General features: G+C 61.8%; 14 protein-coding genes. 4 read left to right on the forward strand and 10 right to left on the reverse strand.

Translation table 11 applies throughout. From position 1 onward, the window contains the following. Positions 1-363: 363 nt before the first annotated feature. The gene (locus QUS11_07125) at positions 364-2,145 is read right to left on the reverse strand and encodes an FG-GAP-like repeat-containing protein (protein MDM7993071.1); all 1,782 of its coding nucleotides are present in this window, start codon (positions 2,143-2,145) and stop codon (positions 364-366) included. A gap of 268 nt (positions 2,146-2,413) precedes the next feature. Then, positions 2,414-3,439 (reverse strand): S1C family serine protease, encoded by a 1,026-nt coding sequence (locus QUS11_07130; GenBank protein MDM7993072.1) that lies wholly within the window; start codon positions 3,437-3,439, stop codon positions 2,414-2,416. 180 nt (positions 3,440-3,619) lie between these two features. On the opposite strand from QUS11_07130, the gene QUS11_07135 reads away from it, so the two are divergent. After that, positions 3,620-5,209: a hypothetical protein gene (locus QUS11_07135; GenBank protein MDM7993073.1), complete on the forward strand. Its 1,590-nt coding sequence runs from the start codon at positions 3,620-3,622 to the stop codon at positions 5,207-5,209. Positions 5,210-5,281: 72 nt separating this feature from the next. Here the strand turns inward: QUS11_07135 and QUS11_07140 are convergent, their stop codons facing one another. From QUS11_07140 to QUS11_07160, 5 genes are all read right to left on the reverse strand, one after another. Continuing rightward, a complete protein-coding gene (locus tag QUS11_07140; protein ID MDM7993074.1) occupies positions 5,282-6,085 on the reverse strand; it encodes a nucleotidyl transferase AbiEii/AbiGii toxin family protein in 804 nt (267 codons plus the stop codon). Next, entirely contained in the window at positions 6,072-6,692 is a 621-nt protein-coding gene (locus tag QUS11_07145; protein MDM7993075.1) for a hypothetical protein, read from the reverse strand. The genes QUS11_07140 and QUS11_07145 overlap by 14 nt, the downstream gene beginning before the upstream one ends. Before the next feature lie 126 nt (positions 6,693-6,818). Next, positions 6,819-8,600 (reverse strand): FG-GAP-like repeat-containing protein, encoded by a 1,782-nt coding sequence (locus tag QUS11_07150; protein ID MDM7993076.1) that lies wholly within the window; start codon positions 8,598-8,600, stop codon positions 6,819-6,821. Positions 8,601-8,783: 183 nt separating this feature from the next. After that, positions 8,784-9,395 carry a hypothetical protein gene (locus QUS11_07155; protein MDM7993077.1) on the reverse strand — a complete coding sequence of 204 codons (612 nt, stop codon included), beginning with the start codon at positions 9,393-9,395 and terminating at the stop codon, positions 8,784-8,786. A gap of 230 nt (positions 9,396-9,625) precedes the next feature. After that, positions 9,626-10,288, reverse strand: a complete 663-nt coding sequence (locus tag QUS11_07160; protein MDM7993078.1) for a hypothetical protein — start codon at positions 10,286-10,288, stop codon at positions 9,626-9,628. A gap of 810 nt (positions 10,289-11,098) precedes the next feature. Between QUS11_07160 and QUS11_07165 the strand changes: the two genes are divergently transcribed. The 3 genes from QUS11_07165 to QUS11_07175 all read left to right on the forward strand — a co-directional run bounded on the left by QUS11_07165 (position 11,099) and on the right by QUS11_07175 (position 13,117). Continuing rightward, positions 11,099-12,112 carry a methyltransferase domain-containing protein gene (locus tag QUS11_07165; protein ID MDM7993079.1) on the forward strand — a complete coding sequence of 338 codons (1,014 nt, stop codon included), beginning with the start codon at positions 11,099-11,101 and terminating at the stop codon, positions 12,110-12,112. Positions 12,113-12,285: 173 nt separating this feature from the next. Beyond that, positions 12,286-12,696 carry a CD225/dispanin family protein gene (locus QUS11_07170; protein ID MDM7993080.1) on the forward strand — a complete coding sequence of 137 codons (411 nt, stop codon included), beginning with the start codon at positions 12,286-12,288 and terminating at the stop codon, positions 12,694-12,696. Position 12,697: 1 nt separating this feature from the next. After that, positions 12,698-13,117 (forward strand): DUF2752 domain-containing protein, encoded by a 420-nt coding sequence (locus QUS11_07175; protein ID MDM7993081.1) that lies wholly within the window; start codon positions 12,698-12,700, stop codon positions 13,115-13,117. 78 nt (positions 13,118-13,195) lie between these two features. Here QUS11_07175 and QUS11_07180 read toward each other — a convergent pair whose 3' ends face one another. The 3 genes from QUS11_07180 to QUS11_07190 all read right to left on the reverse strand — a co-directional run bounded on the left by QUS11_07180 (position 13,196) and on the right by QUS11_07190 (position 15,337). Further along, the gene (locus QUS11_07180; protein ID MDM7993082.1) at positions 13,196-14,275 is read right to left on the reverse strand and encodes a Fic family protein; all 1,080 of its coding nucleotides are present in this window, start codon (positions 14,273-14,275) and stop codon (positions 13,196-13,198) included. Positions 14,276-14,561: 286 nt separating this feature from the next. After that, positions 14,562-14,708: a hypothetical protein gene (locus QUS11_07185; GenBank protein ID MDM7993083.1), complete on the reverse strand. Its 147-nt coding sequence runs from the start codon at positions 14,706-14,708 to the stop codon at positions 14,562-14,564. Between the two features lie 245 nt (positions 14,709-14,953). Continuing rightward, a complete protein-coding gene (locus tag QUS11_07190) occupies positions 14,954-15,337 on the reverse strand; it encodes a hypothetical protein (GenBank protein ID MDM7993084.1) in 384 nt (127 codons plus the stop codon). Between the last annotated feature and the right edge of the window lie 310 nt (positions 15,338-15,647).

The raw sequence follows: 15,647 nt of genomic DNA on the forward strand, positions 1-15,647 counted from the left end.
GCCCGGCTCTCCTCAGCTATGGGTGTGTTGGTTTGCTCATCGTCCCGGAGCTTGGAAGATAGCGATTTCGGCCGGGATCGGCCCGGGCCGGAACCAGGTGGGTGGAACCATGCATCAGCTCTCTCAAACATGTCCGCCATGGGATTCGGATGCATGAAGCAGTCGATACGATGCACTGCTTTCACGATGCTGCGCTGAAGTCCAGCATTCCAGACCGCTTTAGCTTTCGGTCCCAACTCGACGGATAACCAGGATCCTCCTGGAGTGAGAACCGAGAGAAAATGCTGCTGTAGAGGGATGTACGCCTCTGGTAACCGGCTTGCAGGAATCATCCGGGAGTGGGACAGAGAGTAGGAGGAACGCCTACTCCATCACCACCAGCCGCTCCGAGGCCCGAGAGACCCCCGAACGAGCGACGACGAAGTAGACACCGGGCGGGAACTCCCCGAGAGCGACCTCGTTCCACCCCGCGTCCAGTTCCATGCCGGACCTGATCGAGACCTGCCGACCCGCGAGATCGTACACGGTGAGTTCGACCGTCCCGGCAACAGGCATTCCGAGGAGAATGAAGGCTTCCCCGTGCGCCGGATTGGGCACCGGTACCAGCTCGAACAAGGCAGGCGGGTGGTCACCGGCGATGCCCAGCGGGTTCCAGGTGAACGTGACTTCCTCGAGTACCGGCGTGGTGCCCGGCTCGCTCCGCGACAGGATCGCCCGGTACTGGACGAAGCTGTCGTAGTCATCCAGGATGCCGTCGAGTGAGCAGGGTACAGTCAGCGTGTCCGACCACTCCCCCATCTGGGTGTAGTCGTCGGACGCCCTGACCTGGAAGGTGACCGCGGTGCCGATCGGCGTGTCAGCCGTACATGAGAGGCCGAGCCAGTCTGCGTCGATCACGTAGACGACGCTCGAAACGAGATTGCCGATTGTCAGCCAGTCGTCTGGATCCCATTCGTTGGTTTCCGTTCCATCAGATACGACGAACTCGGCTTTTCCGTCGGAATCGAGATCGCAGCCCACGACTGCCTGAGGAAAGTTCAGAAAGATGTTGCTCTGCTCGAGGATCTCGACTTGCCAGGAGGTCCCCGCCCCGTTCATGTTTTCGAATACCCAGAGACCATAACCCCCTGAAGCGACGACATCCGTATCGCCATCCCTGTCGAAATCCGCCAGACAGGCGGAACTCGAGCCTTGGAAGCCCGCCGTGATGTCGCAGCCTACCCATGGTTCGCCAAGGTCATCCGGGTTCGACCGCCAGCGTATGTACGATCCCGGCCCCTCGGCTCCGAGCAGATCGGGATCGCCGTCGCAGTCGATGTCCCCTGCCTCGAGGATGGTCCCGATCGCATCGTTGACTATTTCATACCTTGCCCATTCGTCGCCGCCGTCCGTGTTCCTGTACCACGCCGTATAGTCACCTGCGCCGAATACGGCAGCGATGTCCTCCCAGCCGTCCCCGTCGAAATCGCCGCAAATCGCGTCGAGGGGACGCTCGATGGTCGAATCGACGGTATGTCTTGTCCAGGTCGTCCCTGGAAAAGGATTCTCCCACCAGACCACTTCGTCTGCCCACCACAGCTGCCCGACCAGATCGGGATCCCCGTCATGATCGATGTCGGACACATCGATGCTGCCCGATCCATACTCCGGGGAGATGTAATCTATGGTGTGACTTGACCATCCAGACCCGCCCGATCCATTCTCGAACCATGTCACGGCGGGTTTCCCGACGACGGCATCGCAGTCGCCATCCTTATCGAAGTCCCCGCAGTCGATCCCATACGTGTAGTTTTCGACGGTCGCGATCGCATGAACCGCCCACGCCCTCCCTGTTCCGTCGGTGTTCTCCCACCAGCTTATCGTATCGGTGAAATCATCGAGGACGATCATGTCCGGATCTCCGTCGCCATCCACGTCGCCAGGAACGGCATCGGTGAAACCGCCGGGAAACGCGCACACGAAGTACTGCGAAAGTGACAGCAGACCATCCTCCCACCAGATCGATCCGATCTCCGATGAGAACCTGTCAGTGAATCCCGTCAGCGGGCCGGGCTCTTCTGGCCCTCCGGACCAGTCGGTCTGCGTTGCGAATTCTGCGTGAAGTGGCATGGCGAGAAGGGTTAGAATGGCAGCGGCATTCCTCATGACAGTTCCTCCCCCCAAGGAATAGTCATACTGGATACTGAATAGCATGCCTCGGCCCGGGGGTCAACGGCTGCCCGATGCCACCCCCTCCTCCAGACCGCCCCTCCAGACCGCTTTAAACTTTCGATGCCTAACACAACTGCCTGCCAGAATCATCCTGGAGTGGACTCCGAGAGATAGAATGCTGATGTAAAGGGATTCACGGCCAACCAACCGGCTTGCCCGAATAGTCCGGGAGTTGGGACCGGAAAGTAAAAGCGGTCTGGGGTCAGCGCACGCGGTGGCCTACGCCTCCCGTGGAGCCGCCTGCAGAACCGGGATCGCCCACGCGGTGTCCCTGTCCGCCGGTGGCGCCTTCGTCGCCGCCCACCCTGGTGCCCCGGCCGGCCGCCGGACCCGTCACCGCATCCGCGAGGGCGCTGCGGAAACCCTGGATGTCAGCAGTGTACAGCACCATGTCGTTCAGGTCGGTCACCTCTCCGGTGCGGCTCAGGTCTATGGCAAAGCCGATCCCTTCGATGGTCTCGTCGCTCGTGCCCCAGGTGTTGACTCCGATGCAGTAGTAGAGGCCGTCGCGCTCGACCATGAGCGGGCCGCCGCTGTTGCCGTGGTTGAGAGCCGCATCGAGCTGGATGACCGGGATCCCGTCGAGATCCCGGAAGGCGCTGATGCGCCCGAAGGTTACGGTGCCCTGGTAGTAGGTGTAGTCGTCGGCAGGCGAGCCCGATGCGGCAACCTCGTCGCCGACGCCCAGGTCGTCACCCTCGTAGACGGGGACGATCGTGTAGTCATCCCCCTCGGCGAGGCCCGCCGCAGGAACAACCAGCACGGCGAGATCGACTCCCCTGAAGAACCCGCAGTAGCTCACCGGCGCCATCTTCCCCGACTGGAACTCGATCAACAGCCCGTACTCGGAGAGACCTCCGCTCCTTCCGCCGCCGGCCACGAGATCGTCGATCCCGAGGCAGTGGCGGTTCGTCACCATCACGAGGGAATCGCCGAGGACGCCGACCACGAAGGCCGTCCCCATCCAGCCCTGCGTCTCCGACGACCTGCCGGCGGTCTCGTAGACGCCCAGGATGGTTGCCGAGCAGCCCGAGAGCTGGTCGATGGTGAGCCCGGGCTCCTGTTCGTCCGCTGCCTGCCTGTCTGCAGCCAGCTCCTCCGTGGCCCGCCCGTCGGAAAGCCGCGGGTCGGGCTCGGTGCTCCTCGGGGGCCCGGCCCAGGATGTCGATGCAGCTAGGATAAGAGTGAACACGATCGGTGACATGCGAAGGATTGTGCGGTTCGACATCGACATCCTCCAGTCAGGGCGTTCCGTTGCTATCCATCGCAGATACGATGTGTCTGACGCGCAGGCGGGGCAAGGCTGCGGGAGGACTTCCCGAGAACCGTATCTCGAAACCCGTGCAGTCTTTCGAGAGACCATCGCCGTGGTTATCTTCACCGAGGCCTGTCAGAGAGGAGCCCTGGAATGGAAGGGTTCGGGATCGTCACTGCGGTACTTCTCTCGGTGCTCTCGCAGCAGCCGCCCTCCGAGAGCTCCCGCGAAGAGTTCTTCACCACGGCTATCGGCGGCCCGGGGATGACCGTCCGCACCACCGACGCCGAGATCCTTCCAGACGGCTCGATAGCTCTGGCGGTTTCGGCCGCTGCGGGCGACTTCTGGTTCGGGTATCCCTGGATCCTGCTGCTGGACGGCTCGGGCGGTGTCACATGGACTGACGCCTGCGGCGAGGCCGGGATCCCCGGCGTCTCGCGGGAGCTCGAGGCGGGCGGCTGGCTCGAGTTGCTGGCCGACGGTTCGCTCCTGCTGGCATCCTACGCCGAACCCAGGGCCACCGGCGTCGATGCGGAGGTCGCCGTACTGCACGTCACACCTGGCGTCGGCACGGAGACAGTAGCCGTGATAGGGGCAGATGACGAAAAGGCGTACTGGGCCATCGGCATGGAAGCGCTGCCGGGCGGTTCCTTCACTGTGATCGGCCGCACCTGCAGCACCGAGGACGTGCCCTTCGAGTTCACGGGCGACACCGCTGGAAACGGCGCAATACGCCTCGATACGTCGGAGGGCCTCTACTACTTCGTACAGGCCTTCGATCTCACGCCCGAAGGTACGGTCCTGGCCTGCACGGACTCGAACGAGGAATGGCTCGTCTCGATGGACGCCTCGGGGGACACGCTGATCGTCACGGATCCCGTTCCGGTCGGTTCCGAATCGTACTTCTCGATCCTGAGATGCTCACGGGACAGGATACTCCTCGCAGGCGCCCGGTACGGCTCCCCCTGGGTGGCCTGCCTCGACCTAGGTTTCAACACGATCTGGGAGACGACTCTGCCGCAGTTCCTGTCCGGAGTGCAGGGGATGTCCGAAGGCCCCGACGGGAGCCTCACGATATGCGGGTTCTATGCCGATCTCGAAGGCGTGGACGGCGGCGGGAACACGGTCCTGCCGGCAGTCTGCAGGCTCGACGCCTCGGGAGAAGTCGAGTGGACCAGGATGTACGAAGGCGTGGAGGGCCTCTGGATCAACTCGGTCGACACGGCGCCGGATGGCACGATCATCCTCGCAGGCAGCGCGAGGATTCCCGACGCAGACACATCTCTCGCCTGCGCCTGGGTGGCGAGGCTGGACCGGGACGGGCTCCTCCCCGGTGCAGGCCATGGTGAGGGCGACACGGTGCAACTCCCCGATCCCGCCCGGCAGTTCGTGATGAAGCCCCCCCTCGGCATGATTGCCGCCTGCGGCGCCTTCGACTCCGCGAGCGATGCGGTGGCGCTGGCCGAGCAGCTGTCGGGCCTGGCAGGCAGTTCGGAGTACGGCTGGGAGTATCCGACCGGCGTCACCTGGATCCCCGACTGGGCATCCCTGTCCGGCGCCGAGGCATGGCTCGCCTACGTGGGCCCTCTCTGGACGAACGACGAGGGGATAGACGACATGATGGAGCGGATCGGCTCCCTCTGCCCGGATACCTACCTTGTCTGGGCGGGCAACTGCCGCTCCAGGGTGACCTTCTCCCCCAAGGAGGTTTCGCGGCCCGTCCTGCCGCCCGACTGGGACTGACCGGCCGGTTCCCGGTTCCGGATCCTTCAGATGCGCCGGAAACCCGGCGCCGGTCCCGGGATCGCCCCCTGTTCACTCCGCTGACCGATCGCCGGCCTCCGACGCCCAGCGGGAGAGGATCTCCGGAAAAGCGGAGATGCGAAGCAGGTTCCCCGGGAATGCCACGAAGGGCCTCACATCCTCCTCGAGGATCCCCATATCCGTCCGACCGATACGATCCATGACGCACCCGGCGACTTCCTGTGGCGTCGAAAGCCCGGACTTCTCCTCGATGTATCGCAGATCAGGAGCGGTCATCCCGAAGAGGTAGGCAGCATCGTAGAGGTCCCTCCCCATGAGCCTGTTCCTCTCCAGAATGGCGATGAGCTTGTTGGAGAGCAGCAGCCCGGCGGGCAGCACCGGCACTCCGCAGATGACGTCCAGCCTGTTCAGGATCTCCACCTCGGCGGGGCAGTCGTATTCCTGCGGCGCCGCATCGAGCTTCAGCCGGAGGATCTCGTCCTTGTGAGGAGTGAGCTTCCAGGCCTGCAGGATGTCACCGAAGCGGAGGGTCGCTGTCGAGGCACCGCGCGGAGCCTTCACCGTACATTCACACGCCACTCCTTCCAGCCTGAACTCCCGGGCTACGGCACCTGCGAGATCCGCATACAGGTCACCGGTCAGCCCCCTGTTGTCGAAGTCCAGATCCTCCGAGAAGCGGTCGGAACCATGGAAGATGTGGATGCATGTGCCACCGGTGAAGACGAGTCCGGAAGCAGACAGCCTTCCGAAAATGAAGTCCAGCGCCTTCAGTTGGAGGTATTCGCGGAGGATGGCCCGCCTGTGGGAGGGCCCCGAGCCCGGGAATGCACGGTACACGATCTCAGGCTCGAGCATCGCTCATCACCTCGCAGAGAGCGTCAAGCCTCGCCTGGAGGCTCGCCTGACCGAATCTGCGGCAGTACGAGTCCAGGCGCCTCCTCGACAACAGGGCGAAGGCCTCCGGGGCGATGCGCAGCTCCCGCAGCTCATCCGGTCCGTTGTAGGACGGATTCAGGTAAAGGAAATCCAGGATCGCCTTTTCAGGCCGGGCCATGAGATAGGAGTGTCTCGTCCCATTGATCGGCAGGTATCCGAAGAAAAGATCCGGGCTGACTGACCTGTACCGGAACGAACCAGCGGGAGAATCGACACGGCGCGTCTTCCTCGTGCACACCGAAGTGATGATCCGGACCGTCTCTGGGATCAGGCCGAAAGAGGAGAGAGCTGACTCGAGTGATACGTAGGATGGACGATAGATGGAGTTGGCGGCAGCATAGAGATCCGTCTCGTCTCCGAGCGAATCGGGGAATGCATAGTGCCCGGGAGCCAGCATCACGATCCGGCCCGACGACTTCCACCTCGACAGGCTCTGCTGTGCGAAACCAGGATCGAAGAGCCTAATGGTGCCAAGCCCGAATGTGGGGAACGAGTTCAACGCGCTCTTCGCCTCGTGGATGGTCATGATCAACTTTCCATTCAACAACATCATCGTTGTTCTTTAGAATTATCATTCCCAGGTGTATCGGAGTCAAGCAGGCTGTGCCTGCAGATAAGTCTGACCGACGCTATCGAGGCGACAGATGTGCGCCTACTCGATGACCACGAACCTCTCGACGGCGCCGGTCTCCCCGGCGGTCAGACTGACGATGTAGACGCCCGACGGAAGCTCGCCGAGGTTCTCGGAATGCCACCCGGCGGAGCAGTACCCGGGTTCCGTTGCAGCCACCACCCTTCCGGCCAGGTCATGCACCGTCAGGGATGCCTCCATGCCCGAGGGCAGGCCGAATTCGATCGAGGGGGATCCGACCGAAGGGTTGGACACGATCCTCAGCTCGACTTCGGCAGGATTTGCATCTTCTTCCAGTCCGAGCGAGTTCCATGTGAAGGTGACATCCTCGAGGGTGGGAGTGACGGAGGGATCGGAAGTGCTCAGAATCACCCGGTATTGGAGATAACTCTCGTTGTCGGCCAGGATCCCGCCGAGGGAGCCGGGACTGACGATCGGTGACGACCAATCCCCCATCTCTGCAGGATCGTCCGAAGCTCTGACAATGAATGATACTGACGTTTGATCCGGTGCCTGTTCGTTCCAGGCGATCCATGTGTAGTCTGGATCGCATCCGGTATAGAGGATGCTCGATTCGAGCCAGACCGGGGATGCGTAGTACGGCATGGCACGATACCAGCTGATCTCGCCGTTGTAGTCCATCGTGACGAGGAAGTCGAGCATCCCGTCGCCGTCGAAGTCACCCGTCCTGATCGATGAGTAGTAGCCGATGTACCTCTCGATCCAGGACGAACCCCCTCCGTTGTTCTCCCACCAGTAGACGGAGTAGTATCCGCTTCCCAGGATATCGAGGTCGCCATCCGCGTCGACATCGCCGAAGGTGAAGTCGACCCCGCCCTGTTCGATCGGCCCTACGCCATGCTGTTCCCAGCTCGTTCCGGAGCCGCTCAGGTTCTCGAGCCAGCAGATCTCGTCGGAAGCAGGTGAGCCTGTGATGACGTCCAGGTCGCCGTCACCGTCGATATCTGCGCCGACAGCCCTGCTGACTCCGTCCATGCCGCTCCAGAGGGTATGACTCTGCCAGACGTCGCCGCTGCCCGATTCGTTCTCGTACCATCGGATGACATCCTCGTTGTTGCTCGGATGAAGGATGTCCAGGTCTCCATCCCCGTCGATATCGCATGCATTCAGCGGTTTGAGGGAGAAGACGTCTTCCTTGATGATGTGGCAGGTCCAGGAGTTCCCGGTCCCGTCGCTGTTCTCCCAGAACTGGACCTGTCCCGACTGGTAGGCGACGCATAGCACATCGAGGTCGGCGTCTCCGTCGACATCCGCCGGTATCGCGCTGAGAGCGGATTCTATCGTTCCACCGATGTTGTGCCTTGTCCATGTGCTGCCGCTTCTCTTCCACCAGGCGACCTCGTCCTCGAAGTAGGCTGCGGTGACGATTTCCAGGCTGCCATCCCCGTCGATATCGCCCGGGAGGATGCTGTGGACGAGGTAGTCGGTGGCGATCATGTGCTTGGTCCATGTCGAGCCGTTCTCGTACCAGAAGACCTGGTCAGGGGACGGAGCGCCCCCCAGGACATCCTGGTCTCCGTCGCCGTCGATATCGCAGCCATAGGTGCAGAAGGTGTTCGGCACGCCGTAATACGTAACCGGATGCCGCTCGTAGGCATACTGTACGCTGATGATCAGACTGCCGGGCGATTCCCACCAGTTGGTGAGCAGGGCACTCGAGAACTGGCTCCCCCAGGAGGGAACCGGGCCGGGGACACCCCATCCTCCGGTCCAGTCGGTCTGGGCAGAGGAACCTGCGAGCACAGATGCCGGGACGAGCAGCGCAAGAGCGAGCTTGTTCACAGCCACCCCCGATCACAGCCGCACGCGTGATGTGCCAGGCAATGCATGCCGGGATTTCGCACAGAATGTGCCCGTCTCACCATAGGAAACGAAGATCTGCAGTGACAGACCCGGAAGGATGGTCTGATGCTATGGCGGGATAGCCGGGAAGGGTCGAGTCGATTCATCCTTGCCGGCGTTGTATCACCATCCGCCTGTCCGGATCAGGTTGTCGCAGCAGCCCGGGGTCGAGCGGTACCGCGGCACGTCGAAGACAGCCTTCACCTGGGCCCATGTGTCGCTCTCGAGCCCCACTTCACCATATGCCGTCATTGTCAGCGGAAAAACCGTCCAGGAGAGGAAGGCAGTCCCTCCAGGGCCGTATCCGGCCATTGTGTCGAAGTACAGTGAGACCGGCTGCCCGCACGTGAACGGAATGCTGGCATGAATTGTCTCCGACCAGGTGGTGTCGGCGTTTCCGAAGTGCCTGACCCATAGATCATGCCACACTCCCTGGGAAATGTACCTGAACCTCGCATCCCCCGAGCCCCAGTCGATGTAGGCGAAGATCGTCACGGAGGTCTCGATGACGAGGGAGTCGGTTCCGTAGGGAATCGGGACCATGTAGGAGTTCATCATCCCCCAGTAGTCGGGAATGCTCTGGGGGACCTGGATGTTCGCACATCCGCCGAACGTCCATTCTACCGGGCCGGTAAGCGTCCAGTAGGGTGGAAGTGAGTTGAAGTCGACGTCTATGAGAACCTGGTCGGCATTCGCGAGGCAGAAGCTGATCAAGGAAGCAAACACGTATCTCATCATGCTCACCTCCAGGCCGGCAGATGGCCTGAAGATCGGTGCAGCTGAACGCAGTGTTCGCCGGCCCAGACAAGTATCGAACACTCATGCGCAGCAGTCAACGATTGCTCCTGGAAACCCGGCCGGCTCCTGGCTTGGGATTCTTCATTTCCGTTGACGCGCAAATGACCGTGCCGGACCTGCTTGTTCCTGCGGACGCAATAATGAGGGCTCGCCGAGGTCCTGGAACTCTACGGCGATCCGGTCGCGCTCCAGAAGGTTTCGCTCGTTCTGATGAAGTAGTCGCAGCATCCCGGGGTCGCGCGGTACCGCGGGATGTCGAAGAGGGTCTTCACCTCGGCCCATGTGGTCCGGGCGAGCCCTACGGTCGAGGGTACCCATGGTTGCCAGATGATGAAGTCGTCGCTGTAGAAGCTGTGGTCGACACCCTGGGATGTATTGTCGCTCAGGAGCGACGGCCAGCCGCCGGTCGAGAGCTCGGTGTCGACTATGACCCAGAACTGCTCGTCGCAGATGAGCGGCGTGGAGTAGTTGGCGTATACCGCTGCATAGTGAGTGGCGGTGACCGAGGTCTGATCCAGCTGGGTCATCGGCCCGGAGGCGTCGCCATTGTAGACCTCTGCATAGAAGCAGGGGGTGTCCCAGGGATAGCTCGAGTGGTGGTAGAACCAGAACTCGGTGTTGTCTGCATCCCATTCGCCGGAGCCTCCGAAGTCCGCCAGGTTGAACCAGACACCCCTGTAGAGACCGTGCCAGGTCAGCCAGTATGCGGTGCCGTCATCGTATGAGATCTGAGCGTGGGAAGCAGGAATGTAAACGGGCTCGTCGAGGCGGACCTGGCCCGAGACCAGAGCGGCAGGCATGAGCAGAGCAACAGCACAGAGAGTAGTCATCGTGCACCTCCCTGTTTCATCCCTGTTCATTCTGCATAAGCCGGCCCCGGGTGTCAACATAGCAACCCTGCGACGAAACTGCCCATCTGGCAGCTTTTCGCCGATCCCGCCACCTCCCGGAATTGTTCACGGCATACGGTTCCGCCTTTTCTGGAATCGTTCCAGAACGAAAAGAAGGCCATCCCTGCAGGTCGAGTCCTCTGTTCCTGAACAGGAAGGCGACAGGACGAGATTGTTGAGGGCTCTGACTTAACCGAGCCTTATGAACCGACGATCGCTTCGGTATGTTCCGGGAGCTTGCGAGACAGGACCGTTCCTTGGTGGTATTCGTGAAGAACCTGCTTCTGACGATTCTAGCATCCATGGTTCTGGCGGCCGAGTCTTCGTCGGAATCGATAACTATCGGTACACCGGAGTATCCTTCCGGTCTGCCCTGGAGCAGCGGTTGAGGCGATCCCTGCCGCTACCAGTTGGTAGTTCTCGAATCCGAGATCGGTGGCGCGATCGAGATGGAGGCCCTTGCCTCCCCATCCACCCTCATACCGGAGATCAGGCTCATCGGGCATTCGATCCCGCGTTGATCGGGATCCCGGGCCGACCGCGCCTACGGCAGCGACCATGAGCGTGGCCAGGCGATCGGGTCGCCGGGTGTCGATTCATCCATTCCTGGCAAGGTCAGCCGAGGGCTGGTCGGGCGCATAAATCCCGAATCCCTTTATTCACTATACTGGATTCGAACTCCCAGCAACAGCTGTCGTTGGCATTGCGTGATTCTGATAGTCCCGCTGGATTGAGCCCGATGGGAGGATCATGAATCTGCCGGCCCTCGAAATGCTGTGCTGCCCTGCCTGCCACGCCACCTTCGACCTGGAGCGCCGAAGCTCTTCAGGAATCATTCTTCGTTCCGCGGATCTGACCTGCACCGGCTGCCGGTGCGATTTCCGCATCTTCCATGGAAGGCCGCTCCTGGTCAGGCATGACGGGATACACGAATGGAAGGCCCCTATCGACGAGGTACTCGGAATCCCTGACCTCACGCCTGTCGAAGGGCCTCTCTCGATGGGCAGGCTCGCACGGATGGGGGTGGACAGTGCCATCGACCTGCTGAAGTCTCCCGGCAGGCTGACCGGCTGCATCCCAGGCTCGAAACCAGGATCTGCCGCGATCCCGGAAGGACTCGACGGACAGGTCGTATACCGGATGAGCGGGAGGTGGCTCGGCAGCAGGGGCAGAAAGGAAAAGCTCGAAGCATCGATCACAGCCATGAGACGATCCGTGAGAGCATTCGTCGATGCTGCCATATCGGCAGATGCAGATACGATCCTGGACATCGCCTCCGGCGGGGGAAGCGGGATCTGCTGCATCGCGAGCGTTCTCACCGGAGATCAAAGGATCTTCGCGGCCGAGAGGGACTACAAGTGCCTCTGGGCGATCCAGAGCAAGTTCGAATACCTCGGCAGAGCCTCCTGCTGCGAAGCCGTGGGTGCAGATATCCTGCAGCTACCCTTCCGGGACCGATCCATCGACCTGATAACGTCGCTAGCTGCACTTCCGGAGATCATGGGTATCAGCAGAGTCCTCTCGGAGATTTCCCGCATTCTCACGCCCGGCGGGCGATACGTCGCCCTCTACAACCCCGATCCCGACACCTACGGGATCCTGCCGGTCGTGGACTATTCGAGGTTTGCCCGCGAGGCGGACCTGTACTCCGGGCACGATGACTTCCTCCGGACCGCAGCAGGCTCAGGCCTCGTTCCGGTCGAGGTGGACGAGTTCGACGAGGACTCGAGGAGGAGGGTCCTGACGATCTTCCGGAAGCCTTGAGAATAGTCATTTCGTGTATCATCCCGGTCCGTCACCGCCTCCAGTATGTCTTGCGCGGCTGGTCTCGGGCGACCGCCCGGGATGTTGCGATCCGGGCATTGACCCCGTCGGGCCGCGGCCCGATTGTGCAGGGTCGATCAAGGAGCGAAACGCCTTTGTGAAGGAGCCTGTCCATGCCGGAATGCCCCTCCTGCGGAGCCGACGAGCCGACCGGTACGGGTTACTGCAGCTACTGCGGCAGGAAGCTGCCGAGGCCGACCCCCGTGCCCCCGCCCGAAACGGCGGATGGCGACCCATACCGGCAGCCTTCCCGAGCCCCGGTGTATCCCCCGGGACAGCCTCCGATCAAGAACTGGTTCATCGAATCGCTGCTCGTCACGATCCTCTGCTGCATGCCGCTGGGCATCGGAGGCATCATCAACGCCGCCAGCGTCGACAGGCTCGCATCTTGCGGCGACTTCGAAGGTGCCAGGAGGGCGGCCTCGCGCGCGAAGAACTTCGTTCTGGCAGCGGTCGTCACCGGGGTTCTGTCGACCCTGGCGTATGTTGCCATGCAGTTCATCGTATCAGTCGGAGAGCGCTGAGTTGACTTGCGCAGGCGCGCCCGGCACGAGGCTCCGGGCTCTGATCACTCTTTCGATGCTTGCGTCACTCGCTGCCTTCATGCTCTTCACCGGGCCCGAATCTCACTGGTGGATTCCCGGGTGCCCCTTCCACGAGCTGACTGGCCTCTTCTGCCCCGGCTGCGGTTCGATGAGAGCGCTGGACCTCCTCGTCGCGGGAAGGCTCAGCGAGTCACTCCGCTCGAATGCACTGCTCACTCCATCGCTAGTGCTGATACTGACCGGCCTCGCGGCAGAAATAGTCCATCCTGGCAGAGCGCCCTTCCGGGTCGGCTGCAGATCCTCTCTGATCGTGGGGAAAGCCTTTCTCATCGCCGTGGTGGTTTTCACGGTCATCAGGAACCTGCCTCTCGAACTGAGCAGGTGGCTTATCCCCGCCTAGATTATCGGCCACATGGGCATGATATGGCCGACATCATGCCCTTGCCGGCCAGCTCCCGATGTCAGGCCCGGAAACGTGTCAGTACTTCGACCGGAGAAGTGCAAGAAGCCTCGTGAACCTGAATACGGCCGCCTTACGGCCTGCGCCGGGCGCGATCTCCTCGACCGTCCCCTCTGAAGACAGGAAACCCACGAATCTCCGGAGCGTCCTCTCCGGGATGCCGGACATGCCTGCGATCTCCGGGACGGTGAAGACGGGCCTGCTGAACATCGCGTCCACGGCCGGGACCGGGACGCGGCCCCCGTACGCCGCTGCCATGGATACGAGCAGTTCCTCCCGCAGGTCGATCAGGGATGTGATGAGTTCGATGTCGGCATCTGCCTGGATCCTGAGCGCCTCGATGAACCACGAAGTCCAGCCGTTCCAGTCGCCAGAGCGGGAGATCCCCTGCAGGCGCAGGTAGTATTCCTCCCGGTTCGACTCGAGGTGCCGGCTGACCATGGGGAACGGCCTCCGTACCGCTCCCCTCGCCATCAGGAGGATGGGCACGAACATCCTCCCTATCCTCCCGTTGCCGTCCCTGAAGGGGTGCACCAGTTCGAATCTCGCGTGGAACAGCGCCGCGGCCACCAGGGGATCCACATCCGCCCTGCCGGCCTCGCCGATCGCCCTTTCCAGGAGTCCCCGCACATCTTCGGCCGGTGGCGGGACATATGTGGCGTTCTCGATGGTTCCTCCGCGCCCGATCCACACCGGCTCGGTCCTGAGCATCCCGGGTCTGGCCCTCCCGCCCCGGCCGCTCGCCTCCATCAGGACCCGGTGGGCTTCCAGCAGCGCCTCGAGGTTCAGGCCGTCCGTGCAGGCCATCTCGGCGCCCGTCATCGCCGCGAGATAGGCCCTGGCCTCCAGGTCGTCGTCACTGGACCCTGCCGAGGATTCCAGCATCGAATCGAGCGTTGTCCGGCTGCCCTCGATCCTGGAGGAAAGCATGGCCTCGCCTATCCTGAGCGGAGCCAGGAGATGATCCGGGCACGGCATGAGCGAGACGAAGGCGTCGAGGCGACCAACAGCCCTCTCCGCGGAGCCGATGAGCGGCGACAGAGCCCCGTGGTCGAGCCGCGGAGGGGCGACGATCCAGGCGAACTGTGATCTGGTCATGCCCTAAGATGACCTTGTCGGCCAGATCAGGCAAGCATGGCCGTTATTGCCGGTTTGCCGGCCAGATCATCGATTTCGCTATGCGAAGTCGCCGCGAAGCGCAACAGGAGTATCCCTCAGGGAAATTGCGTGTGCGTGCCGTGTCTACCCCGAGGCGGATCAGGATGCCACTTCTCGACCGGAACGAAAGAAGGCTGCCGGAGAGTCTTCCGACAGCCTTCGTCCAGTATGGCTCCCTCTGATCGACACTCTCATGGACTGCGGGGAGTCTCCTCCAAAAGCTACTCTATGACCACGAAGCGCTCGCTGCCTCGAACTCCCAGACCCTCATTCGCACGAAATAGATGCCCGTGAAGAGGTTACCGAGCTGGATCGAGTGCCAGCCCGGCTGGAACTCCGCAGCGATGACGGCCTTCACTATGCGGCCCGACATCTCGAAGACAGAGAACTCGACGGCACATGCATCAGGCAGGCCACTGTACGCCTGGCCCGACAGACCAGAAATGCTGTGTTGCGGAACCAGTCGATGCTGACGAGAGAATGAGAAATGAGGCTAGTATGAACAGCTTCATGAACGCCTCCCTGCCGGAGAATCCGAAGCCATTCTCCGAGATGCATTGCAGCGACCAAGCAGGAGAGCCAGTCACTATGGAACCGGTATCTGAGCTCGAGGTGCAGCTATGCCCGCACGTCGTGCGTTGACCTTTCAGATGGAATCATGTCGAACAGGATGGCAGCAGCGATGCCGAATGCATTTGCCAGGTAGTCGAATGGATCGTAGACATTCGACATCACTCCGAAACCGTTGGTCAGCTCAAAGGTCTCGACAACGGCCAGGGCAACCCCTGCGATCGCCAAACGCCCGAGTTTCACGCCAAAAGCCATACGGACGAGGTAGTAGACCGAGAACGAAGCTGCCAGGTTGCCGAAGTAGGAGAGGGTGATTTCGCCGAGTGCCGGAGAAAGCCACTTCTTCGCCAGAAGCCCGGCTATCCCTGCGAGAACCAGGAGTACATCATGAATCCGAGAGCCCGCACCTGTTCCACCAGTTCTGCTCCGCACTCCAACCCCTCCAGGCCCGAGAGACGAACTCGGAGCTCCAGGATGACATCGCATCGGATCACTGCAATTGCTCGAACTTTGTAGTTTGACCTGCCCCTGAGCCGTTCCCATGCATGGATCGATGATGATAGTCGACCTGGGCCAGGGCAAGCCGGATCCCGATTGCGGAGGCGTTCCGTTACCGAATTTGCCACCCATGATATAGCTGAGGAATCAGGCGGCGCTCGTCCTGTTGACTGCAGGACGATGATGACATGAAAGACCAAGGCCGCCGATTCTTGAACCGGCGGCCTTGTCCAGTATGGTACCC

Source organism: Candidatus Fermentibacter sp. (assembly GCA_030373045.1).
GTDB lineage: Bacteria > Fermentibacterota > Fermentibacteria > Fermentibacterales > Fermentibacteraceae > Fermentibacter.